This window comes from Demequina silvatica (genome assembly GCF_000971215.1).
GTDB classification, from domain to species: domain Bacteria; phylum Actinomycetota; class Actinomycetes; order Actinomycetales; family Demequinaceae; genus Demequina; species Demequina silvatica.
Map to the genome: position 1 here is coordinate 56,304 of NZ_BBMA01000006.1, position 25,886 is coordinate 82,189.

General features: G+C 71.9%; 26 protein-coding genes. 6 read left to right on the forward strand and 20 right to left on the reverse strand.

What is annotated here, in order from left to right; translation table 11 throughout:
* Positions 1–2: 2 nt before the first annotated feature.
* The 5 genes from pstA to AOM05_RS09510 all read right to left on the reverse strand — a co-directional run bounded on the left by pstA (position 3) and on the right by AOM05_RS09510 (position 5,771).
* Complete coding sequence (gene pstA, locus AOM05_RS09490; RefSeq protein WP_062521617.1) at positions 3–974, reverse strand: phosphate ABC transporter permease PstA; 972 nt, start codon at positions 972–974, stop codon at positions 3–5.
* Complete coding sequence (pstC, locus tag AOM05_RS09495) at positions 974–1,972, reverse strand: phosphate ABC transporter permease subunit PstC (protein ID WP_062521619.1); 999 nt, start codon at positions 1,970–1,972, stop codon at positions 974–976. The genes pstA and pstC overlap by 1 nt, the downstream gene beginning before the upstream one ends.
* Positions 1,973–2,069: 97 nt before the next feature.
* Positions 2,070–3,200, reverse strand: a complete 1,131-nt coding sequence (gene pstS, locus AOM05_RS09500; RefSeq protein ID WP_062521621.1) for a phosphate ABC transporter substrate-binding protein PstS — start codon at positions 3,198–3,200, stop codon at positions 2,070–2,072.
* 766 nt (positions 3,201–3,966) lie between these two features.
* Positions 3,967–4,662, reverse strand: a complete 696-nt coding sequence (locus AOM05_RS09505) for a response regulator transcription factor (protein ID WP_062521623.1) — start codon at positions 4,660–4,662, stop codon at positions 3,967–3,969.
* On the reverse strand, positions 4,659–5,771 hold the full coding sequence (locus tag AOM05_RS09510) for a sensor histidine kinase (RefSeq protein ID WP_062521624.1): 1,113 nt from the start codon (positions 5,769–5,771) through the stop codon (positions 4,659–4,661). The genes AOM05_RS09505 and AOM05_RS09510 overlap by 4 nt, the downstream gene beginning before the upstream one ends.
* A 140-nt stretch (positions 5,772–5,911) precedes the next feature.
* On the opposite strand from AOM05_RS09510, the gene phoU reads away from it, so the two are divergent.
* Positions 5,912–6,571, forward strand: a complete 660-nt coding sequence (gene phoU, locus AOM05_RS09515; RefSeq protein ID WP_062521626.1) for a phosphate signaling complex protein PhoU — start codon at positions 5,912–5,914, stop codon at positions 6,569–6,571.
* Positions 6,572–6,686: 115 nt separating this feature from the next.
* Here phoU and AOM05_RS09520 read toward each other — a convergent pair whose 3' ends face one another.
* Positions 6,687–7,433 carry a phosphoglyceromutase gene (locus tag AOM05_RS09520; RefSeq protein WP_062521628.1) on the reverse strand — a complete coding sequence of 249 codons (747 nt, stop codon included), beginning with the start codon at positions 7,431–7,433 and terminating at the stop codon, positions 6,687–6,689.
* Positions 7,434–7,792: 359 nt separating this feature from the next.
* On the opposite strand from AOM05_RS09520, the gene AOM05_RS09525 reads away from it, so the two are divergent.
* On the forward strand, positions 7,793–8,851 hold the full coding sequence (locus tag AOM05_RS09525) for an IS110 family RNA-guided transposase (RefSeq protein WP_062521630.1): 1,059 nt from the start codon (positions 7,793–7,795) through the stop codon (positions 8,849–8,851).
* A 130-nt stretch (positions 8,852–8,981) separates the two neighbouring features.
* Here the strand turns inward: AOM05_RS09525 and AOM05_RS09530 are convergent, their stop codons facing one another.
* Together AOM05_RS09530 and AOM05_RS09535 are read right to left on the reverse strand one after the other, a co-directional pair.
* Positions 8,982–10,058, reverse strand: coding sequence for a lactonase family protein (locus tag AOM05_RS09530; RefSeq protein ID WP_062521632.1), 1,077 nt, complete (start codon positions 10,056–10,058; stop codon positions 8,982–8,984).
* Positions 10,055–10,378 carry a histone-like nucleoid-structuring protein Lsr2 gene (locus tag AOM05_RS09535; RefSeq protein WP_062521634.1) on the reverse strand — a complete coding sequence of 108 codons (324 nt, stop codon included), beginning with the start codon at positions 10,376–10,378 and terminating at the stop codon, positions 10,055–10,057. The genes AOM05_RS09530 and AOM05_RS09535 overlap by 4 nt, the downstream gene beginning before the upstream one ends.
* Positions 10,379–10,540: 162 nt before the next feature.
* Between AOM05_RS09535 and AOM05_RS09540 the strand changes: the two genes are divergently transcribed.
* Positions 10,541–10,858: a hypothetical protein gene (locus AOM05_RS09540; RefSeq protein ID WP_062521636.1), complete on the forward strand. Its 318-nt coding sequence runs from the start codon at positions 10,541–10,543 to the stop codon at positions 10,856–10,858.
* A gap of 24 nt (positions 10,859–10,882) precedes the next feature.
* Here the strand turns inward: AOM05_RS09540 and AOM05_RS09545 are convergent, their stop codons facing one another.
* From AOM05_RS09545 to nadC, 3 genes are all read right to left on the reverse strand, one after another.
* Complete coding sequence (locus AOM05_RS09545) at positions 10,883–11,092, reverse strand: hypothetical protein (RefSeq protein ID WP_062521638.1); 210 nt, start codon at positions 11,090–11,092, stop codon at positions 10,883–10,885.
* Between the two features lie 10 nt (positions 11,093–11,102).
* Positions 11,103–12,566, reverse strand: a complete 1,464-nt coding sequence (lysS, locus tag AOM05_RS09550) for a lysine--tRNA ligase (protein WP_062522009.1) — start codon at positions 12,564–12,566, stop codon at positions 11,103–11,105.
* Between the two features lie 260 nt (positions 12,567–12,826).
* Positions 12,827–13,783: a carboxylating nicotinate-nucleotide diphosphorylase gene (nadC, locus tag AOM05_RS09555; protein ID WP_062521640.1), complete on the reverse strand. Its 957-nt coding sequence runs from the start codon at positions 13,781–13,783 to the stop codon at positions 12,827–12,829.
* Positions 13,784–13,888: 105 nt separating this feature from the next.
* On the opposite strand from nadC, the gene AOM05_RS09560 reads away from it, so the two are divergent.
* The 3 genes from AOM05_RS09560 to AOM05_RS09570 all read left to right on the forward strand — a co-directional run bounded on the left by AOM05_RS09560 (position 13,889) and on the right by AOM05_RS09570 (position 17,105).
* Entirely contained in the window at positions 13,889–14,149 is a 261-nt protein-coding gene (locus AOM05_RS09560; RefSeq protein ID WP_082097458.1) for a metal-sensitive transcriptional regulator, read from the forward strand.
* Between the two features lie 140 nt (positions 14,150–14,289).
* Positions 14,290–15,972, forward strand: coding sequence for an FAD-dependent oxidoreductase (locus AOM05_RS09565; RefSeq protein WP_062521643.1), 1,683 nt, complete (start codon positions 14,290–14,292; stop codon positions 15,970–15,972).
* A 356-nt stretch (positions 15,973–16,328) separates the two neighbouring features.
* Positions 16,329–17,105 carry an alpha/beta fold hydrolase gene (locus tag AOM05_RS09570; RefSeq protein ID WP_062521645.1) on the forward strand — a complete coding sequence of 259 codons (777 nt, stop codon included), beginning with the start codon at positions 16,329–16,331 and terminating at the stop codon, positions 17,103–17,105.
* Positions 17,106–17,109: 4 nt separating this feature from the next.
* On the opposite strand, the gene AOM05_RS09575 is transcribed toward AOM05_RS09570, so the two are convergent.
* The 9 genes from AOM05_RS09575 to folP all read right to left on the reverse strand — a co-directional run bounded on the left by AOM05_RS09575 (position 17,110) and on the right by folP (position 25,884).
* Complete coding sequence (locus AOM05_RS09575) at positions 17,110–18,804, reverse strand: L-aspartate oxidase (RefSeq protein ID WP_062521647.1); 1,695 nt, start codon at positions 18,802–18,804, stop codon at positions 17,110–17,112.
* 163 nt (positions 18,805–18,967) lie between these two features.
* Positions 18,968–19,435 (reverse strand): aspartate 1-decarboxylase, encoded by a 468-nt coding sequence (gene panD, locus AOM05_RS09580; protein ID WP_062521649.1) that lies wholly within the window; start codon positions 19,433–19,435, stop codon positions 18,968–18,970.
* A 37-nt stretch (positions 19,436–19,472) separates the two neighbouring features.
* Complete coding sequence (gene panC, locus AOM05_RS09585; protein WP_156165134.1) at positions 19,473–20,345, reverse strand: pantoate--beta-alanine ligase; 873 nt, start codon at positions 20,343–20,345, stop codon at positions 19,473–19,475.
* Positions 20,345–21,274, reverse strand: a complete 930-nt coding sequence (locus AOM05_RS09590) for a Rossmann-like and DUF2520 domain-containing protein (protein WP_062521651.1) — start codon at positions 21,272–21,274, stop codon at positions 20,345–20,347. Before AOM05_RS09590 ends, panC begins: the two co-directional genes overlap by 1 nt.
* On the reverse strand, positions 21,267–22,805 hold the full coding sequence (locus AOM05_RS09595) for a PH domain-containing protein (RefSeq protein WP_062521653.1): 1,539 nt from the start codon (positions 22,803–22,805) through the stop codon (positions 21,267–21,269). The genes AOM05_RS09590 and AOM05_RS09595 overlap by 8 nt, the downstream gene beginning before the upstream one ends.
* A gap of 15 nt (positions 22,806–22,820) precedes the next feature.
* The gene (locus AOM05_RS09600; protein WP_062521655.1) at positions 22,821–23,297 is read right to left on the reverse strand and encodes a PH domain-containing protein; all 477 of its coding nucleotides are present in this window, start codon (positions 23,295–23,297) and stop codon (positions 22,821–22,823) included.
* Between the two features lie 241 nt (positions 23,298–23,538).
* Positions 23,539–24,015: a DUF3180 domain-containing protein gene (locus AOM05_RS09605; RefSeq protein WP_062521657.1), complete on the reverse strand. Its 477-nt coding sequence runs from the start codon at positions 24,013–24,015 to the stop codon at positions 23,539–23,541.
* Positions 24,016–24,046: 31 nt separating this feature from the next.
* Positions 24,047–25,060: a 2-amino-4-hydroxy-6-hydroxymethyldihydropteridine diphosphokinase gene (gene folK / locus AOM05_RS09610; protein WP_062521659.1), complete on the reverse strand. Its 1,014-nt coding sequence runs from the start codon at positions 25,058–25,060 to the stop codon at positions 24,047–24,049.
* Positions 25,061–25,065: 5 nt separating this feature from the next.
* Positions 25,066–25,884, reverse strand: coding sequence for a dihydropteroate synthase (folP, locus tag AOM05_RS09615; protein WP_228373251.1), 819 nt, complete (start codon positions 25,882–25,884; stop codon positions 25,066–25,068).
* Positions 25,885–25,886 lie beyond the last annotated feature (2 nt).

Consider the following 25,886-nt stretch of genomic DNA (forward strand, 5'->3'; position numbering starts at 1 on the left):
GGCTAGCGGCCGGTCTTGGGGGAGAAGAAGCGTGCGATGAGGCGGGCGATCAGGTTGAGCGCCATCACGATCAGGATGAGGACCAGCGCCGCGGCCCACGCGCGGTACTCGGTGATCTCCGCGACGCAGGTGGCGGTGTTGCAGGGCAGGGCGCCCTTCTCGTACTCCGAGATGATGTACACCGGCAGCGACATCATGCGGCCGTCGAAGAGGTTGAAGTTCATCGAGTCCGTGACGCCCACCGCGACCAACAGCGGGGCGGTCTCGCCGATCACGCGGGCGATGGCGAGCGTGACGCCGGTGGTGATGCCCGCGATCGCGGTGCGGACCACCACCTTGAGGACCGTGAGCCACTTGGGCACGCCCAGCGCGTAGGAGGCCTCGCGCAGCTCGTTGGGCACCAGGCGCAGCATCTCCTCGGAGGAGCGCACCACCACGGGGATCATCAGCACGGACAGCGCGATCGCGCCCACGATGCCGAGCTTGGTGCCCGGCCCCGCGATGACCGCGAACAGCGAGTAGGCGAACAGGCCGGCGACGATCGACGGGATGCCCGTCATGACGTCCACGAAGAACGTGATCGCCTTCTTGAGCCAGCCGTTGCCGTACTCGACCAGGTAGATCGAGGTGAGCAGGCCGATCGGCACGGAGATCACGGTCGCGGCGAGCGTCATGAGGACGGTGCCCCAGACCGCGTGCAGGATGCCGCCGAACGGGGGCTCCGCCCCGAACACGCCGCGCATGGACTGCTGCAGGAACTCGAGGTTGAAGCCCGCGTCGAGCCCCTCGGCGTCCGAGATGAAGAAGCGGTCGAGGCCGTTGACCACCACGGTGACGGCGAGCCACACCAGCGGGATCACGGCGAGCGCGAACGCCCCGTAGACCACCGCGGTCATGCCCGCGTTCTTGAGGCGGCGCGACCGCGACAGGCCCATCATGGGCGAGGTCGAGGTCAGGGTCGTCGTGGTCGTCATCAGTTGGCTCCCGAGAATTCGCTACGACGGCTGACGACCCAGCGGGCGAGCATGTTGACGAGCAGGGTGATCACGAACAGCGCCAGACCCATCGCGATGAGCGAGTTCACGCCGAGCGCGTTGGCCTCGGGGAACTGCAGCGCGATGTACGCGGCGATGGTGTTGTGCTGGTTGGGCTGCAGGATGTGCGAGGAGAACGTGAGCCCGGGGCTGATGATCATCAGCACGGCCATGGTCTCGCCGAGCGCGCGGCCCAGGCCCAGCATGGTCGCGCCGATCATGCCGGAGCGGCCGAACGGGAAGACCGCCATGCGGATCATCTCCCAGCGGGTGGCGCCCATCGCGAGGGCGGCCTCCTCGTGCAGCTTGGGGGTCTGCAGGAACACCTCGCGCGACACGGCGGAGATGATCGGGATGATCATGATCGCGAGGACGATGCCCGCGGAGAGCGCCACGCGGCCGGTGAAGACCTCGCCGGACTCCGGCGGCGCGAAGATCGGGATCCAGCCCAGGTAGTCCGCGAGGAACTGGTAGAAGGGCTGGAGGAACGGCACCAGCACCGCGACGCCCCACAGGCCGTAGACCACGGAGGGCACGGCCGCGAGCAGGTCGATGAGGTAGCCGAGGCCCTGCGCGAGGCGGCGCGGGGCGAAGTGCGAGATGAACAGCGCGATGCCGATCGCCACCGGGGTGCCCAGCAGCAGCGCGATCACCGAGATGAGGATGGTGCCGTAGACCAGGAAGCCGATGATCTCGAGAAGGCTCTGGCCGTCCTCGGGCTTGATGAACGAGACGGACTCGCCCAGCTCGGCCGCCGGCATCGACACCGCGGGCCATGCCTCCATGAGGAGGAACGTCGCCACGGCCGCGAGGGTGATGAGGATGAGCGAGCCCGCGCCGGTCGACACCCACTTGAACGCGTGGTTGGCGGCTGCGCCGGGGTGGGTGCCGTAGTCGCTCGGCGGCTTGGAATCAGGCGACTGCTCTGTGGTCGTCACGCGAAGGTCTCCCTTGGTTGCGGCCCCATCGTAATGGGCAAGGTGGTGGGCTCACCCGTCGAGGGCGAGCCCACCACCTTCAGGTCCTACGAGGCTGTCAGGCCGCCGCGATCTCGTCGAGGATCGCGGTGATCTGGGCCGAGAGGTCCGCGGGCAGCGGAGCCGAACCGGCGGCCTCGGCCGAGGCGGCCTGGCCCTCCTCCGAGGCGACGTACTTCTCGAACGAGGTGACGAGCGCGCGCTCGGTCTCGTCGTCGTACTGCGCGCAGACGATGTGGTACGAGACCAGCGTCAGCGGGTAGGCCGTCGAGTCGGTGGTGGTGCGGTCGATCGCGTACGCGAGGTCGTTCTCACCGTTGGCGGTGTCGGACAGCGGCGACGCGGCGATGATGTTCGCGGCGGCCTCCGGGGAGAACGCGACGTACTCCTCGCCGACCTTGATCGCGACGGTGCCGAGGTCACCGGCGCGCGAGGCGTCGGCGTAGCCGATGGCGCCGTCGGTCGAGGTCACGGTGTCGACCACGGCGGAGGTGCCGTCGGCGCCCACGGACTGCGAGGCCTCGGTCGAGAACTCCTTGGTGGCCTCGTACGGCCACGCGCCACCCGAGGTCTGCTCGAGGTAGTCGGTGAAGTTCTCCGAGGTGCCGGACGAGTCGGAGCGGAACACCACGGTGATGTTGGTCGACGGGAGCTCGACGCCCTCGTTCTGCGACGCGATCGCGTCGTCGTCCCACTTGGTGATCTCGCCGTTGAAGATCTTGGCGATGGTCTCCGAGTCGAGGTTGAGCGAGCCCACTCCCTCGAGGTTGAAGATCACGGCGACGGGCGAGATGTACATCGGGAGGTGGAGCGCGCCACCGTCACCGTCGCAGCGCTCGATGGCCGCGGTGTACTCCTCCTCGGCCAGGAGGCCGTCGGAGCCGGCGAAGGGCACGGCGCCCGCGAGGAACTGCTCGATGCCGCCGCCGGAGCCGACCGGGTCGTAGCCCACGGTCACGTCGGGGTTGGCGGACTGGAAGCCAGCGCGCCACGCGTCCATCGCGGACTCCTGCGACGAGGCGCCGGCACCCTGGAGGTTGCCCGCGAGCTCGGTCATCGCCTCGGAGGTCGACGCGGCGGACTCCGACGAGCCGGCGGGCGGCTCCTCGTTCGAGGCCGAGCAGGCGGCGAGCGACAGCGAGAGCACTGCGGCGGTCAGCACGACGCCGCTACGGGTGAAAGCCTTCACTTCTGAATCCTCACGTTCATGGGGTCCCGGCTGCTTGCCGGATGACCATCACGGTAGGCACGCGAGGTAACGGGGTGCAGGGGGGATTCTGAACTCAGGGTGAACATCCGGTGAACCGGGACCCGTCGTGATGGAATCGTGACGATCCTGGGGTCCGCGCGGGCGTCGCGGTGGGGCTCCGCTACGATCCTGGCGCGGTGCCACCGCTGTCCCGCGCAGGTCCCCCGCGTTCCGTTGATACGGGAGTGCACATCCCGGGCGACTTCTCTGCTCCGGGCTATCAATCCAGCATCCGGGGCGCAGGCACACCGGTTCCGGGCCCGAGCTCCACCCCGCTCCCCGCACCGCCCCCCGCTCCGCTCCCCGTTCCGCGCTCACCGCGGCGGTACAAGTCTCGATGCTCGCGGTTTTTATGCACTTTGAGCGCCTCCACGCGTGCCAGCACACATCGTGACGCTCGCTCGGCGGCAGCCGCGCAAGCGTCGTGCCTGGTAGTAGCACCGCGCGAAGCAGCGCGGACCGTCCGCAGCGCCCACGACCCTGCCGAACTTGCATGAAAACGGCGAGGGCCGCGACCGGCACCGGCTCGCGTCCCGGCGAGGCGCACGCGTTCCGTTGATACGGGAGTGCCCATCTGCTGCCACTCCTCTGCACGGGGCTATCAATGGGGCAGCGGGGCGCAGGCACGCCGGCGGAGGGACGATGCGCGGGCCGGGTCCCGCACGGCCGAGGGACGATGCGCGGGCCGGGTCAGGCGGAACGCGCCTCAGCCCTCGAAGCTGTACCCGACCCCGCGCACGGTGTGGATGAGCGTCGGCTCGGACGGGTCGGCCTCCACACGGGAACGGATCCGCTTGATGTGCACGTCGAGCGTCTTGGTGTCGCCGAAGTAGTCGGATCCCCACACGCGGTCGATGATGACCTGCCGCGGAAGCACCCGACCGGCGTTCTGCGCGAGCAGGTGCAGCAGCGCGAACTCCTTGGGCGGCAGCGACTGCGTCTCGCCGTCGCGGGTGAGCTGCAGGCGCTCGGGGTCGAGCGTGATCCCGGCGACGGTGAGCCGCTCGGGCTCGTCGATGATGTCGCGCTGCCCCGCCGCGTACCGGCGCAGCACCGACCGGATCCGCGCGACCAGCTCGCGGCCGGAGTAGGGCTTGGTGACGTAGTCGTCGGCGCCCAGCTCGAGGCCGATGATCTTGTCGACCTGGTCGTCCTTCGCGGTCACCATGATGACCGGCACGTCGGAGCGCTCGCGCACCGCGCGGAACACCTCGGGACCGGACATACCCGGCAGCATGAGGTCGAGCAGGATGAGGTCCGCCCCGTCGCGGATGAACGCCTCGAGCCCGGCGGTGCCGGTGGCCGCGAGCGCGACGGTGAAGCCCTCGCGCTCGAGCAGGAACTGCAGCGAGTCGCGGTACGACTCCTCGTCCTCGACGACGAGGATGCGCGCCTCGGTCATGATTCCTCCTGGTGAACTGCCAGCTTGAAGGTGAAGGTGGACCCCACACCGGGTTCGGACCATAGCGCGACCGAGCCCGCGTGCTGCAGGGCGATGTGCTTGACGATGCTGAGTCCCAGCCCCGTGCCGCCGGTGTCGCGGGCACGGGCCGGGTCCGCGCGGTAGAAGCGCTCGAAGATCCGCTCGGCGTCCGTGGAGTCGATGCCGATGCCGCGGTCGATCACCGCGACGGACGCCACCCCGTCGCGCGAGTCGACGGACACGGTGACGGGGCTGCCCTCGTCCGAGTACTGGACCGCGTTGTCGACCAGGTTCCTGAACGCCATCACCAGCAGGTCGCGGTCGCCGTACACCGAGGGGTGGGCGCGCACGTCGGTGACCAGGCGGATGCCCTTCGCCTCCGCCATCACGCGCGCCGCCTCGACCGCCTCGTGCACCACGCCGTCGAGGTGCAGCTCCTCCTGATCGGCCACCGAGCCGCTCGACTGCAGCCGGGTGATCTCGATGATCTCCTGGATGAGCTTGGTGAGGCGGCGGGCCTCCTTGCGCATCTTCTTGGAGAACCTGAGGACCATCTCCGGGTCGTCGTAGGCCTCCTCGATGGTCTCCGCGAGCAGGCTGATCGCGCCGATCGGCGTCTTGAGCTCGTGCGACACGTTGACCGCGAACTCGCGGCGCGACTGCTCGGCGGCGCGCGACTCCGTGTTGTCGTTGACCAGGGCCAGGCACAGCTCGTCGTCGACCGGGGTGACGCGCGCGTGCACGAACCTCGGTGTCCGCAGCACCCCGCGCTGCACCGCGATCTCCGACTCGATCGCCTCGCCGCGCCGCCAGGCCTCCTCGGCCAGGTCGGCGAGGTCGGAGTTGAGCGCGCCGTCGGGGCGCGAGACGCCCAGCGCGGCCGCCATCTGGTTGCTGAACGCGGCCCGGCGGTCGCGCCGGATCACCACGGCGCCCGCCTGGAGCACCCCCATGAGCTGCCTGGTCCGGTGCGGGACCAGGGTGTTCTCCTGGATGACCTCCTGGGTCCGGAAGTACTGCAGCGCGGCGGTGATGCCGACGCCGATCACCAGTCCCACCAGGGCGGCGATCCATACCTCGGGGCTCATGGCGCCACAGTATCCATCGCCCTGGGAGTTCACCCAATGTTCACGGCGACCCCCGATTGTTCACCTGTCCGCGAGGGTGACGCGCGCATCGTCCCCCCGCCCGATGCCAGACTGGAGCCCTTGAGTCTGTAAGGAGAGTCATGCGCACCCTGTTCAACGCCGAGATGGCGGTCCTGGCCGAGGACCTCGTCGCGATGGCCCGCCACGTCGAGTCCGCGATCACCAAGGCCTCGGAGGCCATCCTCACCGGCAACCTCGAGCTGGCCCAGACCGTCATCGCCGACGACGAGGCCCTCGACGAGCTCGAGCACCAGGTCGACGAGCGCTGCGTCCTGCTCATCGCACAGCAGCAGCCCGTGGGCCTCGACCTCCGCACCATCATCTCCGCGCTGCGGATCTCCGCGTCGCTCGAGCGCATGGGCGACCTCGCCGAGCACATCGCGAAGGACGTCCGCCGCTCGTACCCCGAGTCCGCGATCCCCGACTCGCACCGCGAGATCATCGAGGGCATGTGCAAGGCCGCCACCGAGGCCGCCGGCGAGATCATCCGCCTGCTCGAGACGCGCGACCTCAACGTCGCCGCCGCGATCGTCGAGGACGACGACACCCTCGACGCCCTCCACGAGCAGGCCTACAAGAGCCTCATCGACGGTACCTACACGGGCTCGGCGCAGAACACGCTCGACATCGCGCTGCTCGCCCGCTACTTCGAGCGCTTCGGCGACCACGCGGTGGGGATCTCCCGCCGCATCGTCTACCTGGTCACGGGCGACCACTCGGGTTCCGACGCCAAGATCTGACCCGCCAGGCATACGCGAAGCCCCCCGACCGGACGGTCGGGGGGCTTCGTGGTTCAGGGGGACGATGCGGGGGCCGGGCCTCGTACGAGGGGCGACCCGCGCATCGTCCTCCCTGCTACTTCTTCTTGCCCTGGTTGGCGACGGCCTGGATGGCGGCCGCGGCGGCCTCCGGGTCCAGGTAGGTGCCGCCGGGGTTGGTGGGCTTCAGGGTCTCCTCGTCGAGGTGGTAGACCAGCGGGATGCCCGTGGGGATGTTGACGCCCACGATCGCGTCATCCGCGATGCCGTCGAGGTGCTTGACGATCGCGCGGAGCGAGTTGCCGTGCGCGGCGACCATGACGGTCTTGCCGGCCTTGAGGTCGGGGACCACGGCCTCCTCCCAGTAGGGGAGGGCGCGCTCGAGGACGTCCTTGAGGCACTCGGTCTTCGGGATGGCCTCGCCGGCGTAGCGCGGGTCGCCCTCCTGGGTCCAGGGGTTGTCGGCGCTGATCTCCGGCGGCGGAACGTCGTACGAACGGCGCCAGATCATGAACTTCTCCTCGCCGAACTGCTCGAGGGTCTCGGCCTTGTTCTTGCCCTGGAGGTCGCCGTAGTGGCGCTCGTTGAGGCGCCAGTTGCGCTTCACGGGGATCCAGTGGCGGTCCGCGGCGTCGAGCGCGAGGTTCGCGGTCATGATCGCGCGGCGCAGGAGCGACGTGTGGAGCACGTCGGGGAGGATGCCCTCCTCCTTGAGCAGCTCGCCGCCGCGGGTGGCCTCGCCCGTGCCCTTCTCGTTGAGCGGGACGTCGACCCAGCCGGTGAACAGGTTCTTCTCGTTCCACTCGCTCTCGCCGTGGCGGAGCAGGATCAGTGTGTAGGTCATGCGGTCAGCCTAGTCGGGGCGGGCGGGCGCGTGCTGGACTGAGGTCCCGCCGCCCCCTCTCGAGTTCGCTCCTGCAAGTCTCGGGCGTGGCTGGCCCGGGGCTGGCTGGCGGGGCGGATGCTGGTGCTTGCGCCTGATCGTGACTCAGTTCGCTCCTGACCCGCGCATGCGGTGTCTGTCGTGCGGCATGTCCGGTCGGGTGTGGGGACCGGCGCCGTCCCGCCCACCGCGATGGCTTGATAGAAGCATGCCCAACCCGCAAAGCGTTGTGGCTGGTTGCAGGAGTGCCTCGCAGTGACTCCACCGGGTCGACGCCGGTCCTAGATGGCGACGTCACACCCGAAAGGAGCTCCACCACCATGGCTATCGTCGCAAACACCTACGCCCATGTCATCGGTATCGACACGCATGCCCGGACTCACACCCTCACCGTCGTTGCGGCAGCAACAGGCGCGGTCGAAGCATCAGCGTCGTTCCCCGCGACCGGCGCCGGGATGTCCCGCGCCGTGACCTGGATCATCCGACGGATCCAGTCGCTGACGTTCACCCTTGTGGTGATCGAAGGGATCGGCGCGTACGGCGCCCAGCTCGCTCGCGCATGCCGGGACGCCGAGTTGCGCGTCGTCGAGCCCTTGCCGACTCCGAAGGGGCTACGAGCGGGCCGGGGCAAGTCTGACCCGATCGACGCGGAGCTGATCGCCCGGTCCGTGCTGGCTGCCGACGTCCAACGGCTACGTGAACCCCGCACGGACGAGGGTGTTCGTGCGGCGGCACGCATCCTCGTCGGCGCCCGTGAGCAACTCAACGCCTATCGCATCGCGACGATCAACGCTCTGACCGCGCTGGTGCGGACCGTCGACCTAGGCATCGATGCCCGCCGGCCCCTCACGTCCGTCCAGATCGCCACGATCGATGCCTGGCGTGATCGCAACGAGGACGTCGCTGTCGCGACCGCACGTCGGGAAGCACGCCGCATGGCACGTGTGATCCGCGCCACCGAAGACGACCTCGTTGCCAACGAGCGCGACCTCGCGGCGCTGGTCGCGGTGTCGGACGCAGCGCCGCTGCTGGACATGCCCGGCGTCGGCGCGATCACTGCAGCCACGATCCTCACGTCCTGGTCCCACGCCGGACGCATCCACTCCGAAGCGGCATTCGCCGCCATCGCGGGAGTCAGCCCGATCCCCGCGTCATCGGGCAACACCAGCAAGCATCGGCTCAACCGAGGTGGTGATCGACGACTCAACAGCGCCTTGCACGCGATCACGCTGACACGGATGTCGCACCACCAGCCCACCAAGGACTACGTCGCACGCCGCCGCGCAGAAGGCCTCTCCACCAAAGCCATCCGCCGCTGCCTCAAGCGATACCTCGCCCGCCAGATCTACCGCACCCTCACCCAAGCAGCCGCCGCTTGACAAACATAGAAGCGTCGCACGGTTTCGCCCGCGACACCCCGGCGATCACGGGCCGAATCGGGCGACACGCCTCGTCACACCCGGTGAAACCGTGCTGAGCGAAGTGGTGGGCAGGAGAGGGGGCCGCGGGTCAGACCTGGATCACGCAGGCCGGGCTCTCGATCTCGCCCTCCGCGTAGGGCAGCGACACCACGTCGCCGATCCCCTGCTCCGCCGGCAGCCCCAGCACGTCCGCGAGCGCGAAGGAGCGGGCGCGATGCCCGCGCTCCTCCCCCACCACCAGCCGGTCGCCCAGCACCGCGAAGTACCGGGGCCAGTGCCCGGCGTCGAACGCGCCCCGGTAGGTGAGCTCACCCTCGGGCGCGACGTCGAACACGCTGATGACGTCCGCGCCGCGCACGCTCACCAACAGCACGTCGCCGGCTCCGCGCGAGACGCCCGGCACCAGCAGCACGTGCGCGTCCTGGAGCTCGGCGCTGCGGGGTGCCGCCAGCGTGGACGGCACCTCCGCCACCATCTCGGCCGTCGCGGACTCCGGATCCCAGCGCAAGGTCCGCAGCTGGTGGTCCAGCTCGCACGTCACATAGAGAAGGTGTCCGCGCACCGCGACGTGGCGCGGTCCGGCGCCCGGCGGCAGGGTCGCGGCGATCCCGTCGGGGTCGAGCAGGCCGTCGGCGAGCACCTGGTAGCGGCGCAGCTCGTCGGTCCCGAGGTCCGCCACGAGCACGTGCCGCCCGCCGGGCGCGAACAGTGCCGAGTGCGCATGCGGGCCCTCCTGCCGCTCCTCCACCGGGCCCGAGCCGGCGTGACCGAGGAGCTGGGCCGGCGCATCGTCCCTGGGTAGCCCGTCCATCCCCAGCGGGATGACCGCGAGGTCGCCGCTCGAGTAGTGGCTGACGTAGAGCGTGAGCGCGTCGGGCGCGAGGAGCAGGTGGCAGGCGTCGGCGCCGCCGGTCGCCAGGGTCGCGACGATGCGCGGCGCGGCCGGGCGGCGCACGTCGAGCACCACCACCTGGCTGGCGGCGAGCTCGCACGCGACGTACACCAGCGGCAGCGTCGGGTGCGCGATCAGGAAGGACGGCGCGGGCAGCTCGAGGACGCGCTCGGCGTGCGGCGACTCAGGCGCCGCCGACCGGAAGATCCCCTCGCCCAGCCCCGCCGGCGTGCCGAGCCCGGCCGCCGGGTAGGTGCCCCAGAGGAGCGTCACTGTGCGGCGTCGTAGGCCTCGCGGACCTTGGCCGGGATGCGGCCGCGCTCGGGGACGTCGACGCCGTTCTCCTTGGCCCACGTGCGGATGGCCGCGGCGTCGCCGCCGGACGATGCGCGGCGCACCTTCGCGGTCACCTTGCGGGTGGTGGTGCGACGGCCGGCGGAGATCCACGGCGCGAGCGCGTCGCGGAGGGCGGATGCGTTGGCCTCGTTGAGGTCGACCTCGTAGGACGAGCCGTCGAGAGCGAACGAGACGGTCTCCGTCGCGACGGAGCCGTCGACGTCATCGACCAGAACGACCTGAACCTTCTGCGCCACTGCATTTCCTTTCACGGGAGGTGAGGCGATATTCGCATTTCATTGTGATGCGCGTCAATTCGCCTCGCGGCGCCGTGGAAAAAGCGGGGGACGATTATCGGCGAAAGCAATGGGCGCGCCTCTTCGCGCGATTTCTCGCGCGCCCCGGCGGAGAATCGAGAAATGCAGGTGCAGGTCGTGTCGATCGCAGGGTGTCCGCACGCGAGCGCGGCGCTCGTGCGGACTCGAGAGGCGCTCGATGGGCTCGGGCTCGGTGACGTCGCCGTCGAACCGGTGGTCGTGACCACACGGGTTGACACCGCCCGGATCGGCTTCGCGGGATCGCCGACGATCCTTGTCGACGGCAGCGACCTGCTCCCTACCGGTGCGAATACCAGCGCATTCGCATGCCGGGTCTACCGCTCCGGCGACGGCCTCGACGGCTCACCCACGGTCGTGGCCATCACCACGGCTCTGCTCACCCGGCTGCGCCGCGCCTGAGCGAGCCGCGCCGCCACCGCGACCCTAGGCCTGGCGAGGCTCGTCGGCGGTCTCAGCCGCCGCATCGTCCCCTGCCGGCGACGCCTGAGCGGCAGCCGCTTTGGCATCTTCTTCAGCGAGAGCGGCACGCTCATTTCTGTCCGCGCGGATCACGGAACGCATCGCGAACCAGAAGATCGCGCCCACGCCGATCGACGGGATGATGCCGATCGCGACCGCCTGCCAGGTCTCCATGCCCGCGCCCTCAGTCCTCGGTGGGCTTGACGAGCGGGAACAGGATGGTCTCGCGGATGCCGAGGCCGGTGAGCGCCATGAGGAGGCGGTCGATGCCCATGCCCATGCCGCCGCTCGGGGGCATCGCGTACTCCATGGCGGTGAGGAAGTCCTCGTCGAGGCGCATGGCCTCGTCGTCGCCCTGGGCGGCCATGCGGGCCTGCTGCTCGAAGCGCTCGCGCTGGATGACGGGGTCGACCAGCTCGGAGTAGCCCGTCGCGAGCTCGAAGCCGCGCACGTAGAGGTCCCACTTCTCGACCACGCCGGCGATCTCGCGGTGGTCGCGGGTGAGCGGCGAGGTCTCGACCGGGAAGTCACGGACGAACGTGGGCGCGGTGAGCGTGTCGCCCACGTGGTGCTCCCACAGCTCCTCGATCAGCTTGCCGTGGTTGACGCGCTTCGGGTCCACCTTGAGGTCGACCTTCGCGCACAGCGCCTCGAGGTGCTGCACCGTGGTGGCGGGCGTGATCTCCTCGCCGATCGCCTCCGACAACGAGCCGTACATGGTGATGTTGGCCCACTCGCCGCCGAGGTCGTACTCGGTGCCGTCCGCGAGCGTCACCACCTGGGTGCCGAACACGTCCTGCGCGGCGCCCTGGACCAGGTCCTGCGTCAGGCGGCCGATGGTCGAGTAGTCGCCGTACGCCTCGTACGCCTCGAGCATGGAGAACTCGGGGCTGTGCGAGCTGTCCGCGCCCTCGTTGCGGAAGTTGCGGTTGATCTCGAAGACCTTCTCGATGCCGCCCACGGCAGCGCGCTTGAGGAACAGCTCGGGCGCGATGCGCATGTAGAGGTCGATGTCGTAGGCGTTCATGTGGGTGATGAACGGGCGCGCGGCGGCGCCGCCGGGCTGGGTCTGGAGCATCGGGGTCTCGACCTCGATGAAGCCGCGCGAGTGCAGGCTGTCGCGGAGGCTGCGCATCATGGTGGCGCGGTTGCGGGCGGTGTCGCGCGCCAGCGGGCGGGCGATGAGGTCGACGTAGCGCTGGCGCACGCGGGTGTCCTCGGCCAGGTCCTTGTGCAGGACCGGCAGCGGGCGGAGCGCCTTGGCGGCGATCGCCCACTCGGAGGCGAACACGGAGACCTCGCCGCGGCGCGACTTGATCGCGCGGCCCTTGGCGAACAGGTGGTCGCCCAGGTCGACGTCCGCCTTGAAGGCGGCGAGCGACTCCTCGCCCACCTCGGCCAGGCTGAGCATGATCTGGAGGCGCTCGCCGGCGCCGTCCTGGATGGACGCGAAGCAGAGCTTGCCGGTGTTGCGGATGAACACCACGCGGCCGGCGACGCCGACCACGTCCTGCGTCTCCTCGCCGTCCTCGAGCGTGGCGTACTGCTCCTTGACGTCCGCGATCTCGTGCGTCTTGGGCACGGTGACCGGGTACGCCTGGCCGCCGTCGGCGATCAGGCGGTCGCGCTTCTCGCGGCGCACGCGCATCTGCTCGGGGACGTCGTCCGTGGCGGTTGCGGTGTCGGCGGGGGCGGGCGCGGCGGTCTGCTCAGTCACGGGGAAGATTCTACGTGGGGTGCTGCGGGGGCCGGTCCCCGTTCGCTGGGCACGCTCCCGGTTCGCTGGGCACGGTCCGCGCGGCGACACGCCGCCGCGGAGGGACGATGCGCGGGTCCAGCCCCGCGCGTCGCTCGCCCGACCGTGCGGAACGGATTGCGGCGGGCGCGGCGGGGCCGCTCGGGGCGGGGTCAGGCCAGGTCGAGCCCCAGGTCCACGATCGGGCTCGAGTGCGTGAGCGCGCCCACCGACATGAAGTCGACTCCCGTCTCCGCGACGTCGCGCACGTTCGCGAGCGTGAGCCCGCCGGTCGCCTCGAGCCACACCTTGCCGGTGCCGCGCTCCCCGCCCGCACCCGGCCCCTCGCCCGCCCGGACGTCGGCGACCAGGGCTGCCATCGCATCGTGCCCCATGTTGTCGAGCATGAGGAAGCGCGCGCCCGCGGCGATCGCCTCGGCCGCCTGCGCGGCGGACTCGACCTCGACCTGGACGGGGACGTCGGGGAAGCGCTCCCCGATACGCGCGATCGCGGCACCCACCGACCCGGCCGCCACGATGTGGTTGTCCTTCACCATCGCGCAGTCGAACAGGCCCATCCGCTTGTTGACGCCGCCGCCCATCCGGACCGCGTACTTCTCGAGCTCGCGGAGGCCGGGCGTGGTCTTGCGTGTGTCGAGCACGCGCGCGCCGGTGCCCTCGAGCGCGTCCGCCCAGCGGCGCGTGTGGGTGGCGACGCCGGAGGCGCGGGACATGATGTTGAGAAGCGTGCGCTCGGCGATGAGGACCACGTGGCCCGGTCCCACGAAGCGCGCGATCACGGCGCCTGGCGCGAGCCGGTCGCCGTCGGCGGCCTCCAGGGTGACCGTCGGGGCAGCGAGGCCGAGGCGCTCGGCGACCTGGCGCATCGTCTCCTGGATCGCATCGATACCTGCGAGGACGCACTCCTCGCGGGTCGCGACCACGCCGGCGACCTCGACGTCGGCGGGGATGGTCGACTGGGTAGTGACGTCGCGGCCGGGGGCGGCGCCCAGGTCCTCGTCGAGCGCGGTGGCGACGATGCGCGCGAGGGCGCGCGCGTCGAGCGGCGCGTCCTGCGGCAGCTCCTCGAGGTGCGGCGGGCGGGGCGCGTCGGTGGCGGGGCCGGTCATGGGGACATTGTGCCTGTCGGGACCCCCGGCCTGGCCCGCATATACCCCCACGGGGTATCCTGGCCGCTGATCGTCAACCACCCGGAGGAGCACGCGATGACCGAGATCCACCTGAGCGCCGAGGACATGGACCCCGTGGTCAAGCGCCTGCGCCGCGCGCACGGCCAGCTCGCGGGCGTGCTGAAGATGATCGAGGACGGCCGCGACTGCGCCGACGTGGTCACCCAGCTCGCCGCCGTCTCCAAGGCGATCGACCGCGCCGGCTTCACCATGATCGCCACGGGCCTCGAGCAGTGCGTCCGCGCCGACGAGGACACCACGGAGGCCAAGGAGCGCCTCCAGAAGATGTTCATGTCGCTGGCCTGAACCGGCACCTCGGCGAGCCTTGCGAGGGGCCCGCCATCCGCGCATCGTGCCCGATCCGTCGCGATCGGGACCAAGGTCGGAATATACCCCCGGGGGTATCGGTTAGCCTGGTTCCCGAAACCTCGACGGAAGGACCTCACATGCGCATCCTGGTGATCGGTGGAGTGGCAGGCGGCATGAGCGCCGCGGCCCGCGCGCGCCGCCTCGACGAGCACGCGGAGATCATCGTGCTCGAGAAGGGCAAGTACGTCTCGTTCGCGAACTGCGGCCTGCCCTATCACGTGAGCGGCGAGATCGAGCAGGACTCGTACCTGCTGCTGCACACGCCGGAGACCCTCCGCGCGTCGCTCGACCTCGACGTCCGCACCGAGCACGAGGTCATCGGCATCGACCGCGTCGCGCAGACCGTCCTGGTCGCGACGCCCGCCGGCACCGAGACGCTCGCCTACGACGCGCTGGTGCTCTCCCCCGGCGCGGACGCGATCGTCCCGCCGATCCCCGGCATGGACCTCCCCGCCGTCACCCACCTCCGCACCGTAGACGAGGCACGCTCGCTCGCCTCCCGCGCCGCCACCGCCAGGCGCGCCGTGGTGATGGGCGCCGGGTTCATCGGCATCGAGACCGCCGAGGCGTTCCGCCACCGCGGCCTCGACGTCACCCTGGTCGAGCTCGCGCCGCAGGTGCTGCCGCCGCTCGCGCCCGAGATGAGCGCGCTCGTGGAGGCCGAGCTCACCGCCCACGGCGTCGACGTCCGCACCGGCGTCGCGGCCACCGGCGTGCGCGCCGGCTCCGCCGGGGACGATGCGGCGGTCACCGTGTCTCTCGGCGACGGCACCGAGGTGGTGGCGGACATCGTGGTGGTGTCGGTGGGCGTGCGGCCCAACTCGTCGCTCGCGGCCGAGGCGGGCCTCGACGTCACCGACCGCGGTGCGATCGTGGTCGACGAGCTCCAGCGCACCTCCGACCCGCACATCTGGGCTGCGGGCGACGCGACCGCGGTGCGCCACGGCGTCACCGGCCAGGTGGGTCCGGTTCCGCTCGCGGGCCCCGCGAACCGGCAGGGCCGCCGCGCCGCCGACTCGATCATGGGACGCGTCGACAAGGCGCAGCCGGTGCTCGGCACGGCGATCGTGCGGGCGTTCGGGCTGACGGCCGCGATGACGGGCGCCTCGCCCCGCATGCTGGACGCGGCGGGCATCGAGTACTTCGTGGTCCACACCCACCCCGGCAACCACGCCGGTTACTTCCCCGGCTCGGAGGTGCTCCACCTCATGGGCGTGTTCTCCCCCACGGGCGAGCTGCTGGGCGCCCAGGCGGTGGGCCCGGACGGCGCCGACAAGCGCATCGACGTGCTCGCCACGGCGCTGCGGGCGGGCTTCTCTGCCGACGACATCGCGGAGCTCGAGCTCGCATACGCACCTCCCTTCGGATCCGCGAAGGACCCCATCAACATGCTGGGCTTCGCGGCGCAGAACGTCATCAACGGCACCACCACCTTGTGGACGGCGGACGACCTCCCGTGGGTCGTGGACAACGCTCTGCTGCTCGACGTGCGCAGCGAGCGCGAGTACGCGAGCGGCCACCTGCCGCAGGCGGTCAACCTGCCGCATACGCACCTGCGCGAGTACATCGAGGGCGTGAGGCAGCTGGCGGACGGCCGTCCCGTGCGCGTGATCTGCGCCTCGGGCGTGCGCTCGTATTACGCCCACCGGGTGCTGAGCCAGCACGGCTTCGACTCGGCGACGTTCGACGGCGGCATGTTCACGCTGGTCGAGGCGGCCCCGGGCGTCGAGCTCGCGACGGGCGCGTTCCAGCCGGCCTGAGCCGGGCGAATCGGCGCTGGACGTCGACCCCCGGGGGCCCGGCGCCCAGCGGCTGCGGTGAGTGCACGCTCCTCCCGCTATTTATGCACGAAGCGGCATGGCATAGACCGCATGGCCGCGTGCGGCAAAGTGCATAAATACCGAGAGCGTCGCGCACTCACCTGCTCAGCCGAGCGAGCGGCGCTTCCGCGGGCGCCCCGGAAGCCCCATGTCAGCGAAGTGGCGCCCGGTGCACGCTTCCGGGCACCGCCGGGCACCCCGAGCGCCACCAAAGTGCATAAAAACCGCGAGCGTGGCGACACGAGCCACGGCCTCCGCTCTCGACGCGGGCGCGCCGGGGGTGGAGCATGGCACGCATGAGCCACGTGACCTCCGCCGATGGCACCCTGATCGCCCATGAGGTGCAGGGCGCCGGGCCCGCGATCGTGGTGGTCGACGGCGCCATGTGCTTCCGCGGATCGGGACCCGCCCGTGGGATCGCCGCCGCGCTCGCGCCGCACCTCGAGGTCCATCTCTACGACCGCCGCGGCCGCGGCGACAGCGGCGACACCCTGCCCTACGCCGTCGAACGCGAGATCGAGGACATCGCGGCCGTCATCGACGAGGCCGGCGGCTCCGCGGCGCTGCTGGGCATGTCCTCGGGCGGCGCCCTCGCCGCGCGGGCCGCGGCAGCACTGGGCACCGCGGTCACGCGCCTGCTGGTCTACGAACCCCCGTTCATGCCGCCTCCCGCGCGCGACGGTGCGGCCACCTACACCGCGGCCCTCGCGGCCGCGCTGGACCGCGGCGATCGCGAGGGTGCGCTCGCCGCGTTCTTCGCGCGGGTGGGCGTCCCCGATCAGGCGGTGGAGACGATGCGCCGGTCACCCGGGTGGGCCACCAGCCTCGCGCTCGCGCCCACGCTGGCATACGACGACGCGGCGATGGGCGACTCGTCGATCCCGGCCGAGCTCGCCACCATCACCGCACCGACCCTCGCGCTGGCCGGCGGCGACTCCCCCGGCTTCCTCCAATGGGGCGCACGCGAGGTCGCCGCGACGGTACCCGGTGCGCGCTTCGAGGCCCTCGAACACCAGGGCCACGCGGTGCACCCGGACGCGCTCGCCGCGAAGGTGGTGGCGTTCGTCGGGTAGCGGCCTACTCGCCTAGCTCGAGGGGCGCCTGAGCGAACTCCAGGTCGCCGTCCGGCGACAGCCGCGCCGCGAGGTGGACCGCCCACGCGGGGTCCGTCTCGGGGAAGTCGGAGCGCTGGTGACCGCCGCGCGACTCCTCGCGCAGCAGCGCCGCCTCGACCAGCACGGATGCCGCCGCGACGATGTTCGTGGTCTCCCACTCCGCCACCTGCGGCACCACCGCCGTCACCGGGTCCGTATGGAAACGGGCACGGATGCGATCCAACCGGGCCACCGCATCGTCCAGCGTGTCGCCGTCGCGAACCGGCCCCGCGCCCTCGTGGGCGATGGCCTGGACTCGCGGGCGCATCGTCGCCGGTACCAGGGCGGACTCGCCCGGCCGGTCGGCGGGCTCGATCTGCGTGAGGACCCCGTCGGCGACCATGGCGGCCGCGTCGCGCGCCGCGCGCCGCGCGAACACCAGCCCCTCGAGCAGCGAGTTCGACGCGAGGCGGTTCGCGCCGTGGACGCCGGTGCAGGCCGCCTCTCCGATCGCGTAGAGGCCGCGCTGCGTCGAGCGGCCGTTGAGGTCCGTGAGGATGCCGCCGGAGTGGAAGTGCTGCGCCGGCGCGACCGGGATGAGGTCGCGCGACATGTCGATGCCGTGGTTCTTGAGCGAGCGCCAGATCGACGGGAAGCGCTGCTTGAGGAAGCCGCGGTCCAGGTGGCGGCAGTCGAGGAAGACGGAGTCGGACTCGTCCTCGCGCATCACGTCGACGATGTTCCGGCTGACCACGTCGCGGGGCGCGAGCTCGGCGAGCTCGTGGCGGCCCACCATGAAGCGCTCGCCGGCGCCGTTGAGAAGGTAGGCGCCCTCGCCGCGGACCGCCTCCGAGATGAGGGGCAGCTGGCCGCGGGCGTTCGCGCCCTGCCACAGCACGGTCGGGTGGAACTGCACGAACTCGACGTCGCCCACCGCGGCGCCCGCCCGCAGCGCCGCCGCGAGGCCGTCGCCGGTCGAGGACGCGGGGTTGGTCGAGGAGCGGAACACCTGCCCGATGCCGCCGGTCGCGAACACCACCGCCTTCGCGAGCGCCGCGCCCACGCCGTCGCGCGAGCCCTCGCCGATCACGTGGATGGTGGCGCCGCAGACCGGGCCCGGGCGGCCGTCCGCGTCGGGAGCGCCGGTGAGGAGGTCGACCACCATGGCGTGCTCGATGACCTCGATACCAGGGTCGTTGCGGATGGCCTCGAGCTGCTCGACCAGGGCGCGGGAGACCTCCGCGCCGGTGGCGTCGCCGCCCGCGTGCACGATCCGGTCGCGGTGGTGGCCGCCCTCGCGGGTGAGGGTGAGGTCGCCGTCGGGGCCGGTGTCGAACTGTGCGCCGCGGCGCAGCAGCTTGCGGATGGAATGCGGCCCCTCGGTCACCAGGACGCGCACGGCCTCCTCGGAGCACAGCCCCACGCCGGCGACCAGGGTGTCCTCGAGGTGCTCCTCGGGGGTGTCCTCCGGGTCGAGCGCCGCGGCGATCCCGCCCTGCGCCCACACGGTGCTCCCCGAGCTGAGGACGCCCTTGGTCACCACCAGCACGCGGTCCACGCGCTCGCGCAGGTCGAGCGCGGTGGTGAGGCCCGCGATGCCGGAGCCGACCACGATGACGTCGGTCTCGATGGTCCAGCCGGGCTGAGGCGCGGCGAGGCTGCGCACGAAGGCGGTCATGAACGCCAGGTTACCGGCGCGGATGCGGGACCCCGACCGGGCGTCCGCCCCCGGTTCGCTGCGCACGGTCTCAGCCGCGACACGCCGCTCGACCGGGACGATGCGCGGGCTGGGGCCCGCGTGTCGGCCGCCCGACCGTGCGGAACGGATGGGGGGGTGGGGGTCAGCGCGCGGGGAACGCGTCCCAGCCGCGCTCGTGGAACTCGTGGACGGGCAGCCCGGAGGGCTCCAACCCGTCAGCGGAGGCGGGGACCAGGCCCGGCTCGTCGGACAGCTCGACCACGCGGTTGGCGCCGTCGACGAACACCACGTGCGGCTCGAAGGTCCGCGCCTCGGCGTCGGCGAGCATGCCGTACCCGATGATGATCACCAGGTCGCCCTCGTGGATGAGGTGCGCCGCGGCGCCGTTGATGCACAGCACCCCGGACCCTCGCGCGCCCGGGATCGCGTACGTGGTGAGCCGTGCGCCGTTGGTGACGTCGACGATGTCGACCTGCTGCCCCGGCAGCAGGTCCGCCGCCTCCATGAGGTCGACGTCGATGGTGACGGAGCCCACGTAGTGGAGGTCCGCCTGGGTGACGGTCGCGCGATGGATCTTGGAGATCATCATCGGGCGCTGGAGCGAGGTCATGAGGGGTCCTTCCGACGCGGGCGGGGCGGGGTCGCGCTCACCCCAGCAGGGGCCCGATCCGCGTCACCACGTTGTCGATGAGCCGCGTCTCGCCCACATGGGCGGCCACGGCGATCACTGCCTCTCCACGGTAGTCCCCGTCGAGGCCCTCGGCGGTCACGGGATCGAGCGCCGCCAGATAGTCCAAAGCGACCCCGGGCTCGCGCGCCAGCGCCGCCTGGGCGGCGGACACGGCCTCGTCGAGGTCCGCGCCGGCGCGGGCCGCGGCATCGGCGGCCATGACCGCCTCCGAGAGGATGAGCGCCTGCGCGCGCTGCGGCGCGGTGAGGAACACGTTGCGCGAGGACAGCGCGAGGCCGTCGGCGTCGCGGACGGTGGGCACGGCGACCACCTCGACCCCCATGGTGAGGTCGCGCACCATGGTCCGCACGGCGATCAGCTGCTGCGCGTCCTTCTGCCCGAAGAACGCGAGGTCGGGCTGCGTGAGGTGCATGAGCTTGCACACCACGGTGAGCACGCCGTCGAGGTGGCCGGGACGATGCGCTCCTTCGAACACCTCGCCGATCCGCCCCGCGGACACCGTCACCACCGGCGGCCCGCCCGGGTACACCTCCTCGACGCCGGGCGCGAAGACCACGTCGACGCCCAGCGGCTCGAGGAGCGCGCAGTCCTCGTCGAGGGTGCGGGGGTAGGTGTCGAGGTCCTCGGCGTCGTCGAACTGGAGGGGGTTGACGAAGATGGTGACCACCACCTCGTCGGCGGCCTCGCGGGCGGCGCGCACCAGCGCGAGGTGGCCCTCGTGGAGCGCGCCCATGGTCATGACCACGGCGCGCGAGGGCCGGTCCCCGGAGCGCCGGGCCGGCCGCAGCGCCGGCCCCCGCAGCTCGCTCGCGGTGTGGACTACGCGCATCAGTCCCCCATCCCTTCCGTGCCGAGCGTCGCGATGAGGTCGGCGTACTGGGCGGGGCCGATCCGGCCGCCGCTGAGAGCCAGGTCTGCCGTCGCGCGCGCCATGGCACGATACGCGAACAGCGCCTCCGGCTGCCCCTCCAACGCCCGCAGGTGGGCCGCGACGGTGCCCGCGTCGCCGCGCACCACGGGTCCGGTCAGGGTCGACACGGCGCCGGGCGCATCGCGCAGCGCGCCATCGACGGACGCATGGATGAGCGGCCCGAGCACCCGCGCGGGCTCCTCTATCCCGATCCGGGACAGCACCTGGCTGGCCTGCGCGACGGCGGTCACCACGTGGTTCGCGCCGTGCACCAGGGCCGCGTGATAGAGCGGCCGGTCCCACTCCTCGACCACCACGGGCTCGCCGCCCATCTCCACCACGAGCGCCTGCGCGATGGGCAGCATCCCAGGCGGCGCGGTCACCGCGAACACGGCATCGATCAGGCGCGACCGGTCCAGCGACGTCCCCGTGAAGGTCATGGCGGGGTGGATCGCGAGGGGGACGATGCCCGGGGTCGCCGTCTCCGACAGCACCTCGATCCCGTGGCGGCCGGAGGTGTGCACCACCAGCTGCCCGGGACGCCACGCCTCGACCTTGGCGAGGCCGGTCGCGACCGGCCCGATCGCGTCGTCGGGCACGGTGAGCAGCACCAGCTCGGCGGCGCGGACCACCTCGTCGGGGTCGGCGATGGGCACGCCGGGCAGCAGCGCCTCGATGCGGGCGACGGTCGCGTCGGACACGCCGGAAGCGGCGACCACGTCGTGGCCCGCCTCCCGCAGCGCGGCCGCGAGCACGGCGCCCACGCGCCCCGCCCCCACCACGCCGATCCGCAGCCGGCCCGGCCGGCGCGTGTTGCCGTTGACCGCGTGACCGCGGACGTCATCCATGAGCGGACTCCTTCTCCAACCCGACCGCGCTCATCCACTGCTCCGGCGACTGCCGGCGCCTGCCCTCCCGCGCCCGCTGGGCCTGGGCGTCCAACAGGGCCACCGCATCGTCCACCGAGAGGTGCGCGGCAACGGGCGAGACGGGTCCCTGCGTCGAGTGGACCACCACGTTCGCGAGGCCGAGCGAGCGGCGCAGCGGCCCCTGCGTGAGGCCGAGCGACTGGGTGCGCTCGTGCGGGACCACGAACAGCTCGCGCTCCCAGCGGCCGCGGCGGATCAGCAGCGCGCGGTCGGTGGCGCGGACGCCGCGGAAGCGCCACTGCAGCGGGTCGAGCCGGCGCGCGGCCGGGGGGCTGGTGGTGAAGCCGCCCTCGTCGCCCTGGCCCGACATCGCGCGGCCGAGCGTGCCCGCCGGATCCGGGTCGCCCAGGTCGGGCAGCACCAGCCACACCGCGCGCAGCGCCTCCTCGCGCGTCGCGACGGGGTGGAGAACGGAGACGGACTCGTTGTCCTCGCCGTAGCCGGCGACGTTGATGGTGATGCGCCACCAGTCCTTCTGCCGCCAGAGCCAGGGCTGATGCAGGCGGATCGCGGCCACGCGGCCCGGCGGCACGGTCTGCTTGCGCGTCTCCGTGAGGCCGTGGCGCAGCCGCAGCCCGTCCGCGGAGATGCCCGCCGTGAACCCGAAACCGCCGTTGAGCCGGGTCCAGAAGAAGCCGAGCAGACCCGCGAGCGCACCGACGATCGCGACCACGCTGGTGCCCACCACCGCGGCGACCGCGGCCCACACGTCGTAGTCGAAGCCGAACACCGCGACGAGCGCGACCACCGGCGTCGCGAGCAGCACCAGCGCGGGCCCGGACAGCAGGATCGAGCCGATGAGCCGGCCCGCGGGGAGGCTGTAGACCTCGCGCTCCTCGGCCGCGGCGACGGCCGTGCGGGGACGCTCGAGCGGGTGGCCGATCAGGCCGGGGGACGATGCGGGGGTGACGTCGGCGTCCGGGGCGACCGGGGCATCGTCCCCGGCCTTGAGACCCGCGGCGAGCGCGAGGATCTCGTTGCGGAGCGCCTCGGCGTCGCCGAGGCGGAGGAACTTGAGCTCGACGCCGGACTTCTGGCCGCCGGCGACCTGGATGGTGATGGCCGCGAAGCCGAAGATGCGGGCGAGCAGCGGCTGGACCACGTCGACGGCCTGGAGGCGGTCCAGGCGGGCCTGGCGCTGCTGCGTGGTGACGATCCCTTGGCGGAGGTAGACCGCGTCGTCGCCGATGCGGAACTCGGTGCGCCGCCACTGCCAGTAGGAGATGGCGATGGTGATCGCGAACGCGAGGGTCGCGGCGGCGATGATCCCGAGGAGGGGGAAGCGGTCGAAGAACTCGAAGCCCTCGTCGCCGCCGTCGACCCAGTCGGGCAGGTACTGATGGATCCAGTACGCGAGGACCAGGCCCAGGATGGCCCAGCCGCCCAGGAAGGGCGAGACCGGGTGGAGGCGGGTCCACTCACGAGGTGCCTGGTAGATGTGGCTGTTCATGGTGCTTGTGTGTGCCTAGAGGCCGGCGAGGCGGGCCTCGCCTCGCGTGGTGAGGCGGTCGCGGAGGCGGGCGGCCTCGTCCGCGGGGACGCCGGCGATCGAGGCGTCCGTGCCGGGGCTCGCGGTGTGGAGCTGGACGGTCGCGATGCCGAGCGCGCGGTCGATCGGGCCGGCCTTCACGTCGACGAACTGCATGCGGCCGTACGGCACCACCGTGACGGAGCGGAACATGCGGCCCTTCTTGACCATGAGGTCGTCGGGCTGCTCCGCCCAGGCGTGGGCAGTGACCTGGCGGACGATGATCCAGGAGCCCCAGGCGCCGAGCGCCGCGAGGGCCGCGGGGGCGGTCCAGACCCAGACGGCGCCGGTCAGGAGCGCGGTGACGGCGGAGGCGAGGATGAGGATGCCGAGCGTGATCCACAGCGTGATCAGGCGGGCCGTGATGAGGCGGCGTGACACGGGGATCCACGCGGCGTTGTCGTACCAGCTCATGGTGTCCAGTCTGCCAGGGGTGGGCGCGGCCACCGCGCTCCGCGCCGCTGCGCTCCGCCCACCCCCGACGCGCTTTGGGTAGCTCAGCGTCGGCTTCGAGAGATCGCGGCGCGCTGTGGGGAGCTGAGCGTCGGTCGCCTCGAGCGCTCCAGTGAGCGTCGCTCAGTTCCCCATGGCTGACTCGAACCTCGCGTAACCGACGGTCAGCTCCCCATGGCGCGCGCGGGCTGGGGGTGTGCTGCTACGGCGTGGTCTGCGGGGCCTTGCCGCCCTCGTCCGAGGAGGACGAGTCGTCCTTGCACCAGTGCTCCGCGATCAGCGCGGCGACCACCATGGCGAGTCCGCCGAGCGCCGCGATGAGCGCGGAGATCGCGACCTCGCGCCGCGGCGCGTGCGACCACTCGAGCGCGATCGCGAGACCGTAGCCGGCGAACGCGCCCGCGAGGATCGATCCCGTGTAGGCGCATGCCTGGGCGAACACCGCGGTGCGCGCGGCGCGCAGGCCGCTCAAGCCCGGGTTCTTCCCGCGCCGGTACTGGCGCACGCCCCAGCCGAGCCACAGCGCCACCAGCCCCACGCCCACCGCGATCGCGGCGACGGTCCACGGCACCGCCATGGGCGAGGCGCCCGAGTTCACCGCGGTGACGGTCACGCCCCACGCGACCGCGCCCACGATGGCCGCGAGCACGGCCACCCTGACCCGGCTCAGCGGCTCCATCGCGCGCGCTCCACCGGGCCGACCACCGAGATCACTGCTGCGCGGGCCACTGCGCCTGGACCAGCTCCACGCCCTCGGACCCGACCGCGGCGGCGAGCGACTCGACCGTCCCGGCGCCGGGCACGTCGTAGTGCGGCGCGACCGTCGCCCACGGCTGCAGTACAAAAGCGCGCTCGGTGGCGCGCGGGTGCGGGATCACCAGGTCGTCGGCCGCGAAGGCGCGGTCGCCGTACGCGAGGATGTCGAGGTCGAGCGTGCGGGGACCGTTCTCGACGTGACGCTCGCGGCCGTGCAGCACCTCGATGCCCTGGCACGCGGCCAGCAGCTCGCGCGGCGCCATCGCGGTCATGATCTCGACCACGGCGTTGAGGAAGTCGTCCTGCTCGGGTCCGCCCACGGGCCGGGTCCTGAACAGGGAGGACGCGCGCTGGACCATGATCCCGGGGATGCGGTGCAGCTCCCACAGCGCCTCGCGGAACGTGGTGTCGACGTCGCCGACGTTGCCGCCCAGCGCGAGGTACGCGACCACCGGCTGGACGGGCGGGTTGTCGGCAGGGTCGTCGGAGTGGACGCGCGGCGCGAACGGGTCGCCGGACAGCCCCGCCGAGGAGCCGATCCTCTTGTCCGCCCACAGCGCCCCCGACCTCAGGTCGCGGCGGATCTTCACCATGACGTCGCGGAACTCGACGTGCAGCGGCGCCTGCGGCTTGTGCACCACCACGTCGACGCAGTGGACGCCCTCCATCTCGAGGATCGCGCGCGCGATGTGCTCGGCGACGGTCTCGAGGAGGTCGGACGGGTCGCCGCCCAGCACCTCGGCGGCGCGGTCGGCGATGTCGGAGTAGTTGACGGTCTTCTCGAGGTCGTCGCGCGAGGCGGCGCTGCGGGTCGACACGTGCGCGACCACGTCCGCGAGGAACAGCTGCCCGGATTCCTTCTCGGGCTGGTAGACCCCGTGGAAGCCGGTCACGCGGATCCCCTGCACGATGATCTGGTCGAGCTCGACCCCGTCCTTGACGTACGGGCTGATCGTGGGCTGCGTCATGCCTGTCATCCTTCCGTTCGAGCGGCGTTCTCCCAAGCCGACACGACGCGGATGGCGTCGACGGCGGCGCGTGCGTCGTGCACCCGGACCGCCCACGCGCCGGAGGCGGCGGCGAGGGTGGTGACGGCGGTGGTGGCGGCCTCGCGGGCCGCGGGGTCGGCGGCGTCCACGCCCGGGCGGGCGATCGCGGCGCCGAGGAACCGCTTGCGGCTCGCGCCCACCAGGACGCGGCGGCCGCCGGCCCAGTCGGGCATGCGGGCGAGCAGCGGCCAGTTGGATTCGGTCACCTTGGAGAAGCCCAGGCCTGGATCGAGGACGATGCGCTGCTCGGCCACGCCTGCCGCCACCAGGGCGTCGACGCGCGCCTGGAGCTCCGCGCCCACCTCGCGCACCACGTCCTCGTAGGTGTCGAGCCCGTCCATCTCCGTGGAGTGAGCACGCCAGTGCATGGCGACGAACTCGCAGGCGAGGTCGGCAACCGTCCCGGCCATCGCACGGTCCGCTAGCCCGCCCGAGACGTCGTTGACGATTCCCGCGCCGGCCTCGACTGCGGCGCGCGCGGTCGAGGCGTTCATGGTGTCGATGCTGGTCGCGACGCCGGCCTCGGTGAGGGCGCGGATGACGGGCACCACGCGGCGCCGCTCCTCCTCGGGGCTCACGCGGGCGGCGCCGGGGCGGGTGGACTCGCCGCCGACGTCGACCAGGTCCGCGCCGTCGCGGGCGAGCTGGAGGCCGCGGGCGATCGCGGCGTCGAGCTCGGCGTAGCGTCCGCCGTCGCTGAAGGAGTCCGGCGTGACGTTGAGGATGCCCATGACGAGGGTCACGG

What these genes read in the sequence shown, in the direction of transcription:
- AOM05_RS09520 (WP_062521628.1), bottom strand. Translation starts at nt 7,433, where the DNA reads ATGACCTACACACTGATCCTGCTCCGCCACGGCGAGAGCGAGTGGAAC.
- AOM05_RS09575 (WP_062521647.1), bottom strand. Translation starts at nt 18,804, where the DNA reads ATGACCGCCTTCGTGCGCAGCCTCGCCGCGCCTCAGCCCGGCTGGACC.
- AOM05_RS09600 (WP_062521655.1), bottom strand. Translation starts at nt 23,297, where the DNA reads ATGAGCTGGTACGACAACGCCGCGTGGATCCCCGTGTCACGCCGCCTC.
- AOM05_RS09525 (WP_062521630.1), top strand. Translation starts at nt 7,793, where the DNA reads ATGGCTATCGTCGCAAACACCTACGCCCATGTCATCGGTATCGACACG.
- panD (WP_062521649.1), bottom strand. Translation starts at nt 19,435, where the DNA reads ATGACCTCGCTCCAGCGCCCGATGATGATCTCCAAGATCCATCGCGCG.
- AOM05_RS09590 (WP_062521651.1), bottom strand. Translation starts at nt 21,274, where the DNA reads ATGGATGACGTCCGCGGTCACGCGGTCAACGGCAACACGCGCCGGCCG.
- AOM05_RS09505 (WP_062521623.1), bottom strand. Translation starts at nt 4,662, where the DNA reads ATGACCGAGGCGCGCATCCTCGTCGTCGAGGACGAGGAGTCGTACCGC.
- folK (WP_062521659.1), bottom strand. Translation starts at nt 25,060, where the DNA reads ATGACGCAGCCCACGATCAGCCCGTACGTCAAGGACGGGGTCGAGCTC.
- AOM05_RS09570 (WP_062521645.1), top strand. Translation starts at nt 16,329, where the DNA reads ATGAGCCACGTGACCTCCGCCGATGGCACCCTGATCGCCCATGAGGTG.
- AOM05_RS09510 (WP_062521624.1), bottom strand. Translation starts at nt 5,771, where the DNA reads ATGAGCCCCGAGGTATGGATCGCCGCCCTGGTGGGACTGGTGATCGGC.
- AOM05_RS09565 (WP_062521643.1), top strand. Translation starts at nt 14,290, where the DNA reads ATGCGCATCCTGGTGATCGGTGGAGTGGCAGGCGGCATGAGCGCCGCG.
- lysS (WP_062522009.1), bottom strand. Translation starts at nt 12,566, where the DNA reads ATGCGCGTGCGCCGCGAGAAGCGCGACCGCCTGATCGCCGACGGCGGC.
- AOM05_RS09545 (WP_062521638.1), bottom strand. Translation starts at nt 11,092, where the DNA reads ATGGAGACCTGGCAGGCGGTCGCGATCGGCATCATCCCGTCGATCGGC.
- AOM05_RS09595 (WP_062521653.1), bottom strand. Translation starts at nt 22,805, where the DNA reads ATGAACAGCCACATCTACCAGGCACCTCGTGAGTGGACCCGCCTCCAC.
- pstA (WP_062521617.1), bottom strand. Translation starts at nt 974, where the DNA reads ATGACGACCACGACGACCCTGACCTCGACCTCGCCCATGATGGGCCTG.
- nadC (WP_062521640.1), bottom strand. Translation starts at nt 13,783, where the DNA reads ATGACCGGCCCCGCCACCGACGCGCCCCGCCCGCCGCACCTCGAGGAG.
- panC (WP_156165134.1), bottom strand. Translation starts at nt 20,345, where the DNA reads ATGCGCGTAGTCCACACCGCGAGCGAGCTGCGGGGGCCGGCGCTGCGG.
- phoU (WP_062521626.1), top strand. Translation starts at nt 5,912, where the DNA reads ATGCGCACCCTGTTCAACGCCGAGATGGCGGTCCTGGCCGAGGACCTC.
- AOM05_RS09605 (WP_062521657.1), bottom strand. Translation starts at nt 24,015, where the DNA reads ATGGAGCCGCTGAGCCGGGTCAGGGTGGCCGTGCTCGCGGCCATCGTG.
- AOM05_RS09540 (WP_062521636.1), top strand. Translation starts at nt 10,541, where the DNA reads ATGCAGGTGCAGGTCGTGTCGATCGCAGGGTGTCCGCACGCGAGCGCG.